The 11,786-nt window shown below is 73.3% G+C and carries 12 protein-coding genes; 2 read left to right on the top strand and 10 right to left on the bottom strand.

The features are described from left to right. Position 1: 1 nt before the first annotated feature. Complete coding sequence (locus ACIRS4_RS05310; RefSeq protein ID WP_404190289.1) at positions 2 to 1,345, top strand: cytochrome P450; 1,344 nt, start codon at positions 2 to 4, stop codon at positions 1,343 to 1,345. An 82-nt stretch (positions 1,346 to 1,427) separates the two neighbouring features. Here the strand turns inward: ACIRS4_RS05310 and ACIRS4_RS05305 are convergent, their stop codons facing one another. Further along, complete coding sequence (locus tag ACIRS4_RS05305; protein ID WP_404190287.1) at positions 1,428 to 1,610, bottom strand: hypothetical protein; 183 nt, start codon at positions 1,608 to 1,610, stop codon at positions 1,428 to 1,430. Between the two features lie 29 nt (positions 1,611 to 1,639). On the opposite strand from ACIRS4_RS05305, the gene ACIRS4_RS05300 reads away from it, so the two are divergent. After that, the gene (locus ACIRS4_RS05300) at positions 1,640 to 2,821 is read left to right on the top strand and encodes a tryptophan dimethylallyltransferase family protein (RefSeq protein WP_404190285.1); all 1,182 of its coding nucleotides are present in this window, start codon (positions 1,640 to 1,642) and stop codon (positions 2,819 to 2,821) included. A gap of 35 nt (positions 2,822 to 2,856) precedes the next feature. Here the strand turns inward: ACIRS4_RS05300 and ACIRS4_RS05295 are convergent, their stop codons facing one another. The 9 genes from ACIRS4_RS05295 to ACIRS4_RS05255 all read right to left on the bottom strand — a co-directional run bounded on the left by ACIRS4_RS05295 (position 2,857) and on the right by ACIRS4_RS05255 (position 11,747). Then, positions 2,857 to 3,654, bottom strand: a complete 798-nt coding sequence (locus ACIRS4_RS05295; protein WP_404190283.1) for a helix-turn-helix transcriptional regulator — start codon at positions 3,652 to 3,654, stop codon at positions 2,857 to 2,859. A 10-nt stretch (positions 3,655 to 3,664) separates the two neighbouring features. Continuing rightward, the gene (locus ACIRS4_RS05290) at positions 3,665 to 4,603 is read right to left on the bottom strand and encodes an alpha/beta hydrolase (RefSeq protein WP_404190280.1); all 939 of its coding nucleotides are present in this window, start codon (positions 4,601 to 4,603) and stop codon (positions 3,665 to 3,667) included. A gap of 97 nt (positions 4,604 to 4,700) precedes the next feature. Next, positions 4,701 to 5,987: a flavin-containing monooxygenase gene (locus tag ACIRS4_RS05285; protein ID WP_404190278.1), complete on the bottom strand. Its 1,287-nt coding sequence runs from the start codon at positions 5,985 to 5,987 to the stop codon at positions 4,701 to 4,703. 197 nt (positions 5,988 to 6,184) lie between these two features. Further along, positions 6,185 to 6,892 (bottom strand): GntR family transcriptional regulator, encoded by a 708-nt coding sequence (locus ACIRS4_RS05280; RefSeq protein ID WP_404190275.1) that lies wholly within the window; start codon positions 6,890 to 6,892, stop codon positions 6,185 to 6,187. Then, complete coding sequence (locus tag ACIRS4_RS05275) at positions 6,889 to 7,890, bottom strand: proline racemase family protein (protein WP_404190273.1); 1,002 nt, start codon at positions 7,888 to 7,890, stop codon at positions 6,889 to 6,891. The genes ACIRS4_RS05280 and ACIRS4_RS05275 overlap by 4 nt, the downstream gene beginning before the upstream one ends. Before the next feature lie 25 nt (positions 7,891 to 7,915). Continuing rightward, positions 7,916 to 8,812 (bottom strand): dihydrodipicolinate synthase family protein, encoded by an 897-nt coding sequence (locus ACIRS4_RS05270; protein ID WP_404190270.1) that lies wholly within the window; start codon positions 8,810 to 8,812, stop codon positions 7,916 to 7,918. A gap of 64 nt (positions 8,813 to 8,876) precedes the next feature. Beyond that, positions 8,877 to 10,304 (bottom strand): FAD-dependent oxidoreductase, encoded by a 1,428-nt coding sequence (locus tag ACIRS4_RS05265; protein WP_404190267.1) that lies wholly within the window; start codon positions 10,302 to 10,304, stop codon positions 8,877 to 8,879. After that, positions 10,297 to 10,596: a (2Fe-2S)-binding protein gene (locus ACIRS4_RS05260; RefSeq protein WP_404190264.1), complete on the bottom strand. Its 300-nt coding sequence runs from the start codon at positions 10,594 to 10,596 to the stop codon at positions 10,297 to 10,299. Before ACIRS4_RS05260 ends, ACIRS4_RS05265 begins: the two co-directional genes overlap by 8 nt. Next, positions 10,593 to 11,747, bottom strand: a complete 1,155-nt coding sequence (locus ACIRS4_RS05255) for an NAD(P)/FAD-dependent oxidoreductase (protein ID WP_404190261.1) — start codon at positions 11,745 to 11,747, stop codon at positions 10,593 to 10,595. The genes ACIRS4_RS05260 and ACIRS4_RS05255 overlap by 4 nt, the downstream gene beginning before the upstream one ends. Positions 11,748 to 11,786 lie beyond the last annotated feature (39 nt).

Raw genomic sequence — 11,786 nt, 5'->3', positions numbered from 1 at the left:
CATGGACCGACCCACCGCTCCGGCGCCCCCGCCCGGGTGCCCGGCGCACAACAGCGGCGGCGCAGTGCCGCTGCACGGGCCGGAGTTCGCCGCCGACCCGCAGGCCTACTACGCCTACCTGCGGCACTACGGGCCCACCGCGCCCGTCGAGCTCGCCCCCGGCGTCGAGGCCACCCTCGTCACCGACTACGCCACCGCTCTGCACCTCCTGCAGGACTCGGCCTCGTTCCGCAAGGACTCCCGCCGCTGGCGTGACTTCAACGACGGCAAGATCGCCCCGGACAGCCCCGTGGTGCCTCTCCTGTCGTACCGGCCGAACTGCATGTTCAGCGACGGCGCCGAACACCTGAGGCTGCGTCAGGCGATCACGGACAGCATGGCGCGCATCGACTCGCGCCGGTTGAGCCAGTCCACTGAGCGGATCTCCGACTTCCTCATCTCCCAGTTCAGCTCCCGCGGTTCGGCCGACCTGGTCGGCGGCTACGCCCGGCAGCTGCCGCTGTTCGTGTTCAACGAGCTGTTCGGCTGCACCGCCGACATCGGCGACCGGGTGTTCTTCGGCATCTCCGGCATGTTCGACGGGGTCAACGCCGAGAAGGCGATCGCCGTGCTGTTCGAGGCGGTCGGCGAGCTCATCGCGCTCAAGCGGGCCAAGCCCGGCGACGACGTCACCTCATGGCTGATGCAGCATCAGTCTGCCCTGAGCGACGAGGAGATGGTGCACCAGCTGGCACTGCTGCTCGGCGCGGGCGCCGAGGCTCTCGTCAACCTCATCGGCAACACACTGCACCGGCTGCTCACCGACGACCGGTACGCCTACAAGGGCGGACTGATCGAGGAGGCGCTGGACGACACGCTGTGGGAGAACCCGCCGATGACGAACTACGCGGCCCACTACCCGGTGGCCGACATGGAGTTCGCCGGCCAGAAACTCTCGGCGGGAGACCTGGTGCTGGTGAGCTTCGCCGCCGCCAACACCGGCCCGGCGCTGACGGCGGCCCGGCAGGCGGGCAGCAACCGGGCGCACCTGGCCTGGAGCGCGGGCCCGCACGCCTGCCCCTCCAAGGACCCCGCCCGGCACATCGCCGTCGCCGCCATCGAGAACCTGCTCAACCAGCTGCCGGACGTCGAACTCTCCGTGCCCGAGGACAGCCTGACGTGGCGTCCGGGAGCGTTCAGCCGTGGTCTGACCACTCTGCCCGCGCGGTTCACCCCCGTCCAGCCGGTGCGCCGGCCGGCCGCGCAGACCCGCACCGAGACGCCCTCGGCGCCCACGGCGGGCACCGGCCGCAGGGGTGAACGAGGGGGCATGTGGAGCCAGTTCCTCAACTGGCTGACGAAGTGATTCACACGACATCCACAGCCTTCCCGACAACTGCATGAAGTTTCAACGGCGGGGGTAGTGAGCAACGCGGAACCCGTGTTGCTCACGAGAAGAAGGAGGTGTCGTGGACCTCATGTGCCTCGACGCCGAAGCCGTCAGACCCCACGCCGGACGGCCCCAGCCCGCGCCCCACATAACCTGGGGGCGCGTCGCCGCCCCCGCCCGCCGGGCTCAACTCCACACGCAGGACAGCGAGATACCCGCCCCGACCGGCGGGTATCTTCATGCCCGCCCCCTCGCCCGCGGGGAGGCACGGTGACCGCCCCCGCGCTCGACGGGCTGAGCGGGGCGGCCACGTCGACGCTCGGTTCCCTCACCTCCGCCCAACTGGCCCGTCTGTGCGGCGTCGCCGGGCTGAGCCCCGTGGACGCGAAGACCTACGCCGCCGTACTCGCCGAAGCGCTGGGCCCGGTCGCCGAACGGCCGCTGCACCTTCCGCCGCCCTCGCGGACCTTCCTCTCCGACGATCACACGCCGGTCGAGTACTCGCTCTCCTTCCTCCCGGACGGCGCCTGCGCCCTGCGCGTCCTGATCGAACCCGGCTGCGGTGCCCCCGGCCTGGCGCAGAACGGCCGCGTCGGACTCGACGTCATCCGCGACATGGCGTACCGCTGGGGTTTCTCCACCGACCGGCTCGACGAGCTGGAGGACCTCTTCCTGCCGCCCGCGCCGCAGGGAGCCCTCGCCCTGTGGTGCGCCCTGGAGCTGCGCCCCGGCGGCGTGCCCATGCTGAAGGTGTACCTGAACCCGGCCGCCAACGGGGCCGAGCACTGCGCCGAGACGGTGCGGGAGGCCCTGGACCGGCTCGGCCACGGCCAGGCGTTCGCCTCGCTGCCCCCGGCCGACGGCTATCCGTTCCTTGCCCTGGACCTGGGCGACTGGGAGAGCCCGCGGGTCAAGGTCTACCTGCGCCACGACCGCCTCTCGGTCGCCGGGGCGGCCGGCCTGTCCCGGATGGAGGCCGGTCCCGGCCCGGCGGAGATCGAGCGGTTCCTGCGCACAGCCGCGGGACTCGGGGACAGCGTCTTCGGCGGCGACCCCTTAGACGTCTTCGAGACCGGCCCCGACGGAGAGGAACGGCTCACCGGCCGTCCCGTCCTGACATGTCATGCCTTCACCAAAACGGGCGTCGGGCGTCCTACCGGCTTCACCCTCCACGTCCCGGTCCGGGGCTACGCGGCGCACGACGGCGAGTCCCTCTCCCGGGCCACCGACCTCCTGCGTGCCTACGGCATGGACCCCTCCCCGCTGCCGAAGGCCCTGGCCGCCGTCACCTCGCGCCGCCTTCAGGACGGGGTGGGACTCGTCGCCTACCTGGCGCTGGCCCACCAGCAGGGCCGCCCCCCGCGCGTGACGACGTACATCTCCGCGGAGGCGTACGACGTCCGCCCACCCGTCACCCCCCGCCCCGTCACCGCAGCCACGGCGACCGGCTGACGCCCGCGGCGCAGAGCCCGGAGGGGAGCCGTAGATCACGCCCTGAACCCCGGCCGGGCCCACCGGCCGTGCCGTGACGGTGAAGGTTCGCCGGGGTGGAGCCTTCGGTCCGCCGAAGGCGAGGGCGTGAGTGAAGCGAGCGTGGCGGGTTGCACGGCGTCGGCTGCGGCCGAGCCGCGCAGCAGTTCGGTCAGGTCGTGGGGCTGAGCCTGTTCGGTGGTCGGGGCCGCCGCTGTGATGCGGTCCAGCCGGAAGCCCCGGCCGGCCTGTCGCGTGCGGCACCAGGCGATGAGGTACCACCGGCCGCCGGCGGTGAGAAGTCCGGCCGGTTCCACCGCACGGTCGCTTTCGTGCCCTGCCGCGTCCTTGTACGACAGCCGTAGCACGGTGTCGGTGGCGAGGGCTTGTTCCACTGCGGCGCGCACTGTGGTGTCGGTCGGCGAGGACGACGCAACGATCCGTGCGGCGAGTTCCTGTGCCGCCGCCGCGGCGGGGCCGGTCATCGAGGCCGCGATCTTCTGGGCTGCTGTGCGGGCCGCGCCGGCGTAAGGGATGGCGGCGTCGGCTGCGGCGAGGGCGACGGCCAGCGCCGAGGCTTCATCGGCGGTGAAGCGGATCGGGGACAGGGTCATCTCCGGGTCGATCGACCACCCCCCGCCCCGCCCTGGTGTGGTGCGTACCGGGACACCGGTCTCCATCAGCACCTGGAGGTCGCGCTGCACCGTACGCGTGCTGACCTCGAATCGCGCGGCCAGCGCCGCGACCGTCAGCGGCCGAGGCGCCGCCGCGCGCAACTCCTCCACCAGCGCGTACAGCCGGGCGGTGCGGTTCATGCCGGCGACGCTACCGTCCCGCGGTGGACAAGAAGTGCCGCTCGCGCCGCAGTTCGCGCTCGGTGACGGTCAACGGGAACAGCGTGAAGCCATGCATGGCCCCGGCGACGACACCGAGCCGCACAGGCGCGCCTGCCGCCTGCCACCGCCCGGCCAGGAACAGCGAGTCGTCCCGCAGGGGGTCCTCGCCACCGACGACGATCCGGGCCGGCGGCATGCCGGCAAGGTCGGCGAACAGCGGTGAGACCTCGGGATTCCGGCGCTGCTCCGCCCCCATGCCCGGCGTGAACAGCTCGTAGGCCCGCCTCAGCGAGTCGGTGTTGCTCAGCAGCCGCTTGGAGCCGAACGATCGCTGGCTCGGCGTCATCGACAGGTCGTAGGGGCCGAAGAGCAGGTGGGCCGCCCGGAACGCGCCGGTGATGCCGTGGCGGTCGCGCAGGCGCAGCAGCGTCACGACACTGAGGTGGGCACCGGCCGATTCACCGCCGATGAGCAGCCGTTCGGTGCCGAACTCGGCCGCGGCGTGCCGCACCAGCCATCGGGCGGCCGCTTCGCAGTCGTCGGGCCCGGCGGGGAACGGGTGTTCCGGTGCGAGACGGTAGTCCACGCTCACCACGGCCAGCCGTGCCCGCTCGGCGAGCAGCCACAGCCTCTCGTCCTGCCCGTCCGCGGAGCCGAACGCCCAGCCGCCTCCATGGATGTGCAGGTACACGCCGTCGGTGCGGTCCGGCACGAAGACCCGTACCCTCACCCCGCCCTCGACGACGCGGTCCTGGCCGTACGGCAGTCTTACCGGCGGCGTGTCGCCACCGAGCCGGTTACGCCGCAGGCCGGCCAGCAGGGCTGCGTCCGGCACCGCTTCACGCACCGGTCGGTTCGCGGCGGCGGCCTCGAATCGGTCGTTGAATGCCAAGGTCTCGGTGAGGCAGTCCTCGTCTGTGATCGTCATGCTGCCGACGGTCGCAGCGGTCCGCGACAGCGTCCTGTCACCGTTTCCCGGTGAGCCGCGTCACATTGCCGTCGTGTCACCTGTCAGGCCACCAAGGTCACACCTCGCCCAGCTCCCGCAGGTAGGGCTCCACGTTGACCTGGATGGACGCGCCTTCCGTCTGGCCGTACTGGCCGGCGACGCCTGCGAGGTGGGTGGCTATCTCCTTGTGCATGACCTCCGGTTCCGGGAGGACGGCGTCGCCCGTGACGAGGCGCGCGATCCACCGTGACTGGGCTTCCACGAGCCGGGTGATGGAGCCCAACGGACGTACCAGGCCCACGAAGTAGAGCCCGCGACGGTCGGCGGCCACGGCCCGCTTGTACAGCTCGACCGATCCCCGCGGGCCGACGGGGCAGTCGGCCGGCAGGAACGGGAAGGACATGCGGTAGCCGGTGCAGTGGACGACGGCGTCGGCCCGCTCCGAGGAGCCGTCGGCGAAGACCACCCGGTCGCCGTCGAAGCGCTCGATCGCGGGCTTGGGCGTGATCGCGCCGTGGCGGATACGGCTGAGGAGCTCGTCCGAGATGGTGACCGCCGAGGCGAAGAGCGGGTGGTCGGGCTCGGGCAGGCCGTAGTCGGCGAGCCGGCCGCGGATGACGAGCAGCGCCTGCTCCACGAAGCGCCGCTGCTCGGCCAGCGACATGGCGGCCCACCAGGGCGCGCGGGCGATCTCGTCCAGCGGCATCCCGAACAGCTGCTTGGGCAGGACGTGCAGTCCCCGGCGCACGGAGAGCAGGGTGCGCGCGGCGTGCCGGGAGAGGTCCGCGGCGATGTCCACCGCCGACGCGCCGAGGCCCACCACGACGACGTCCTGGCCCGCGTACTCCGCGCCGTCGTGGTAGTCGAGGGCGTGCAGGATTCGTCCGGTGAACGTGTCGGAGCCGGGCGCCGGAGCGGGCAGGGACGGCTCGGAGTTGTGTCCCGACGCGACGACCACGTGGGTGAACTTCCGCGAGGCCCGCGTGCCGCCGGCGTCGAGACTGACGACGGTCCACGCCCCGTCGTCCTCCTGCCGTACGGACTCCACGGTCGTCCCCGTCTCGACGTGGTCCAGGACGCCGGCCCACTCGGCGAAGGAACGCAGGTACGCGGCGACGTCGCTGTGCCGGGGGTAGGTGGGATAGGAGGCGGGCATCGGGAAACCGGCGTAACCGGTCAGATCCTTGGCGGTGTTGAGGTGCAGCGACAGATAGCCCGGGCCGCGCTCCCCGGCCTGCGGCCGCCGCCAGATGCCGCCGACGTCGGGCGCCTGCTCCAGGCAGACGAACTCGATGCCCGCGGACTTGAGCGCATGTGCCGTCGCCAGCCCCGACAGACCCGCACCGATGAGACACACACGCACGACTTCCCCCACTTGAACGACTCCGCCTTCACCGGACACGCGCAGTCCCTGCCCATCTCCCGTCCACGGCAACCCGCGAGAAAGATCACAGGAGTCGGGGGGCGGGGGCCGGGGCGACTCCGGGACGGTGCGCGGTGGCCGCGCCCTGCGCCGGTGGCGGGCGGTTGCGTCCGGCAGTCGTGTGCCGCGCGGTGCGGTCAGGACTGTGCGGACGCCCACATGCCCCGGACATGCCCCAGGTGGCGGGTCATGACCTCGCGCACGGCCCGTTCGTCGCGGGCCTCCAACGCGTCGAGCAGCTCGAGGTGTTCCTCCGCCGAGGCCGGCAGGCGGCCCGACGCGGAGAGCGCGGTCAGGCCGTACAGACGGGCCCGGCCGCGCAGGTCGCGGACCACCTCCACCAGGTGGGCGTTGCCGGCGAGGGCGAGCAGGCCCAGATGGAAACGGGTGTCGGCCTCGACGTAGGCGACGAGGTCGCCCGCTGCGGCCGCCGCGACGATCTCCCGGGCGGCCGGACGCAGCGCCTGAAGCGACGCCGGGTCGGCGCTCGTCGCCAGCGCGGCCACCGTGGGGATCTCGATGAGCGCCCGGACATGCGTGTACTCGTCGAGCTGCCGGTCGGAGACGTCGGTGACCCGGAATCCCTTGTTGGGGACCGAGTCGACCAGGCCCTCCTTGGCGAGGTCGAGCAGCGCCTCCCGCACGGGCGTCGCCGACACGCCGAACCGGGCGGCCAGCGTCGGGGCCGAGTACACCTGGCCGGGCCGCAGTTCGCCGGCGATCAGCGCCGCCCGCAGAGCGTCGGCGACCCGCTCGCGGTAGCTGCTGCGACGCCCCCCGAGCACGGGCAGCTCGGGCGTGCCGGGCCGCGCGCCACCCGAGGCGGCAGAGGCTCGGCCGGTCACAGCACGAACCCCGCCGGGAACGGATCGGCCGGGTCCAGCAGATACTGGGCCGTGCCGGTGATCCAGGCACGGCCCGTGAAACTGGGCAGCACCGCCGGACGCCCGGCCACCTCCGTCGTCCCGAGCAGCCGGCCGGTGAAGCGCGTGCCGATGAACGACTCGTTCACGAACTCGGTGTGCAGGGGGAGTTCACCACGCGCGTGCAGTTGCGCCATGCGCGCGCTGGTCCCCGTGCCGCAGGGCGAGCGGTCGAACCAGCCCGGGTGGATGGCCATCGCGTGCCGCGAGTGACGGGCGGTCGCACCGGGCGCGTAGAGGTGCACGTGGTGACAGCCGTGGATCGACGGGTCCTCCGGATGCACCGGCTCCGCCTCGGAGTTGATCGCCTCCATCAACGACAGTCCGGCCCGCAGGATGTCGTCCTTGCGCGCCCGGTCGAAGGGCAGCCCGAACTCCTCCAGCGGCAGGATCGCGTAGAAGTTCCCGCCGTACGCGAGGTCGTAGGTCACCGTACGGCCGTCGGGCAGCGTCGCCTTCCGGTCCAGGCCGACGGCGAAGGAGGGCACGTTGCGCAGCGTCACCGCACGGGCCGCGCCGTCCTCGACCGCCACCTCGGCGACGACCAGCCCCGCCGGGGTGTCCAGACGGATGGTGGTCACCGGTTCCACGACCTCCACCATGCCCGTCTCGACGAGCACGGTCGCCACTCCGATCGTGCCGTGACCGCACATCGGCAGATAGCCGGAGACCTCGATGTAGACCACGCCCCAGTCGCAGTCCGCCCGGCTGGGCGGCTGGAGGATCGCGCCGCTCATCGCGGAGTGGCCGCGCGGTTCGTTCATCAGCAACTGCTTGATGTCGTCGCGGTGTTCACGGAAGTACAACCGCCGCTCGTTCATCGTGGCCCCGGGGATCGTGCCGATCCCGCCGGTGATCACCCGGGTGGGCATGCCCTCGGTGTGCGAGTCGACGGCGTGCAGGACGAGTCTGCTGCGCATGGGAACTCCTTCCTGGGGCCGGCGGTCACGCGAGCCCGGCGGCGACGGCCTTCTCGGTGGCCGCCCGGACGGCCGCCTCCTGTTCCGGCGGCAACGGGACCCGCGGAGGCCGGCAGGGCCCGCCGTACCGGCCCACGACGTCCATCGACACCTTGATGGCCTGCACGAACTCCACCCGCGAGTCCCAGCGCAGCAACGGGTGCAGCTGCCGGTACAGGGGCAGCGCGGCGGTGAGGTCCCCGGCCACGGCGGAGCGGTACAGCTCGACCGAGGCGCGGGGGAGCGCGTTGGGGTAACCGGCCACCCAGCCCTTGGCGCCGGCCACCGCCAGCTCCAGCAGCACATCGTCCGCGCCGATCAACAGGTCGAGCTCCGGGGCGAGTTCGGCGATGCGATAGGCGCGGCGCACATCGCCCGAGAACTCCTTCACGGCGTGGATCAGTCCCTCGCCGTGCAGCCGGGCGAGGAGCTCGGGCACGAGGTCGACCTTGGTGTCGATCGGGTTGTTGTACGCCACCACCGGCAGGCCCGCCTTCGCCACCTCGGCGTAGTGCGCCACCACCGACCGCTCGTCGGCGCGGTAGGCGTTGGGCGGCAGCAGCATCACCGCTCCGCAGCCCGCCGCGCGCGCCTGCTCGGCCCAGCGGCGCGCCTCCGCCGAGCCGTACGCCGCGACGCCGGGCATCACCCGCTCCCCGCCGACGGCGGCGACCGCGGTCTCCACCACCTTGGCGCGTTCCTCCGGCGTGAGCACCTGGTACTCGCCGAGCGAGCCGTTCGGCACGACGCCGTCGCAACCGTTGGCGACGAGCCAGGCGCAGTGGTCGGCATAGCGGTCGTGGTCGACGCGGAGATCGTCGTCGAGGGGCAGCGCGGTGGCGACGAGGACGCCGCGCCAGGGGCGGGCGGTGGGGGCGTTCATACGAGGGCCTCTCTTCTCGGTCGGGACGGCACTGGATCGCCGATCGGGCGGCGTCGGTGAGGGTTCACCCGGGCAGGGGTGTCGGACCGTCCGGCGGGAGCGCGCGACGAGGCGGCGCGGCCAGGACTCCGAGGGGTACCGGGCGGGCCAACGAGCGTCTGGCGGGCGTGAGTCCGCAGCCGGCGACGCCCGCGACGCCGGGCTCGCACATCCTGCCCTGGCACCAGCCCATGCCCGCCCTGGTCAGCAGCTTCACGGTGCGCAGGTCGCCCGCGCCGAGCGAGCCGACGGCCTCGCGGACCGCGCCCGCGGTCACCTCCTCGCAGCGGCACACGACCGTCGCGTCGGTCACGTGCTCCTCCCAGCGCACGGGCGCCGCGTACGCGCCCTCCAACTCCGCCGCGAAGGAACGCTGTCGAGCGCGGACCCGGGCGGGCGCGGCCCGTCCCCGGAGGTCGGGAGCGGCGCCGAGGAGCCGGGCGGCGGCGGACCGTCCGGCGAGGTGCCCCTCGGCGAGGGAGAGGACCGCGCCGCCGACGCCCGTGGCCTCCCCGGCGGCCCAGACGCCGGGGACGTCGGTGCGCTGTTCGCCGTCCACGTGGACGTTCGGCCCGTCCAGGCGACAGCCGAGCCCTTCGGCGAGGTCGGTGTGGGGGAGCAGTCCGTGGCCGACGGCGAGAGTGTCGCAGGGCAACCGCCGCTCGGAACCGGGTACGGCCCGGCCCGCGACGTCCAGTGCGGCGACGATGACGGCCTCCAGGCGATCCCGGCCGTGCGCCTCCAGCACGGCATGACGCGCCAGCACGGGCACGCGCCGGGACATGAGCCGGACCGCGTAGCCCGACGCCTCTACGAGCCCCGCGGCCTGGCCGCCGAGCGTGCGGGCCCGGCGGGCGAAGTCCCTCGGGTCGGCCGACTCGACCAGGCCCACGACCCGGGCGCCGGCCGCCGCGAGGCCGGTGGCCACGGGCAGCAGCAGGGGGCCGGTCCCGGCCACGACCGCCGTACGGCCGGGCAGCACGAGCCCGCCCTTCAGCATGGCCTGGGCGCCGCCCGCGGTGAGCACGCCGGGCAGGGTCCACCCCGGGAACGGCAGGACCTTCTCGTAAGCGCCCGTCGCCAGCAGCGCCCCGTCCGCGCGGACGGCGACCGACTCCTCCTGCCGTGCGCCGACCAGAGCGTGCACGTCGAAACCGGCCGACTGCCGCTCCACACACCAGACGTGATGGTCACTCAGATGCGTGACGCGTCCGGCGGCGATGTGGACGGTGAGCCCCTCGCTCAGGCGCTCCCAGGTGCGCCACCGGTGGTGCAGCGCCTGCGGGCGGCGGGCCCCGAGCGCGCGGGCGGGCTGCCGGTAGTACTGCCCGCCCGCCTCGGCCGCGGAGTCGACCAGCACGACCCGGACGCCCCGGGCGGCGGCCGCGAGCGCGGCGGCGAGTCCGGCCGGTCCGGCCCCGATCACCGCGAGCACCACGGCGCGTTCAGTCATCGTGACCCGTCCCCTCCTGCGTGCGGATGTCCGAGCCCGGCAAGGCCGGTGTCACACAGGCCCGTTGACCCGGGCGGTCGTCCACGGTGACCAGACAGTCGAAGCACACGCCGATTCCGCAGAACACGCCACGGGGCCGTCCCTCACGGCGGGTCGTGCGCCACGAGGTGACGCCCGCCGACCACAGGGCCGCCGCGATCGTCTGTCCCGGCAGCGCCTCCACGACCCGGCCGTCGAAGGTGACGGTGAACGGGGCGCCGGGCCGGGCCCGGACCAGGTCCAGCGGGTTCACGAGGCGGCCTCCTCGGCGAAGCGGTCGGGGCGGAACGGCGTCAGGTCCACGGCGGGCGCCTCGCCGGTCATGACCTGGGCGATCAACTGCCCGGTACCGGTGGCGAGTCCGATGCCCGCGCCCTCATGGCCGCAGGCGTGGAAGAGGCCGGGCACGCGTGGGTCCGGTCCGACGGCCGGCAGGTGGTCCGGCATGTAGGGGCGGAACCCGAGGTAGGTGCGCATCGCCCTGACGTCGGCGAGGAACGGGAAGAGGCGGGTCGCACCCGCCGCCAGCGCCCGCACCACGGGGAGGGAGAAGGACCGGTCGAATCCGACCCGTTCACGGCTCGCGCCGATCAGCACGGGCCCTGCCGCGGTGCCTTCGACGACCGGTGAGGTCTGGAGCGCGGCGGAGTCGCTGGCGACGTCGGCCACATAGTCGGCGGCGTACACCTTGTGCCGGATGCGGCGCGGCAACGGCTCCGTGACCAGGACGAAGCCGCGGCGGGGGAGCACCGGCAGCCCGACGCCCGCGCGCGCGGCGACCTCGCCGCCCCAGACGCCGGCCGCGTTCACCACGGCCGGCGCGAGGAGATCGCCCCGGTCCGTGCGAACACCGCGTACACCTCCGTCGGGGCCGCGCAGCACCCGTGTCACCGTCCGGCCGGTCTCCAGGCGCGCCCCCGACGCCCGCAGGAGGTGGGCTGCCGCCAGGGTCGGCATGACCTGCGCGTCCTGCGGATAGAGGACGCCGCCCGACAGGTCCGCCGCCGCATACGGCTCCAGATCGGCGAGTTCACCGGCATGGACCTCGGTCGCCCGCACGCCCGCCGTGCGCTGCCCGGCCGCCAGTTCCGCGAGGGAGGTCAGCGCCTCGGGTGTGGAGGCGACGACGAGGCCGCCCTTCGGCTCGTACTCCACCGCCGCGCCCAGCTCTTCGGCCAGCTCGCCCCACAACGTGAGGGAGAGCAGCGCCAGTTCGAGTTCCGGGCCGGGCTCCTTGTCGGAGACGAGGAGGTTCCCCTCGCCCGCTCCCGTTGTGCCGCCGGCCACCGGACCACGGTCCACCACGACGACGTCCAGCCCGGCGCGCGCCGCGTAGAACGCGCAGGCGGCGCCCACCATGCCGGCGCCGACGACCACGACGTCACCCCTGGGATGGTTGGTCACGCCAGTAATATGTCACATGGTGCCGTGCACCGGAATGCC

Source organism: Streptomyces sp. NPDC101166, assembly GCF_044768125.1.
Lineage (GTDB): Bacteria > Actinomycetota > Actinomycetes > Streptomycetales > Streptomycetaceae > Streptomyces.
The sequence above is the reverse complement of the archived record's forward strand: the minus strand, read 5'-3'. Positions and strand labels throughout refer to the sequence as shown.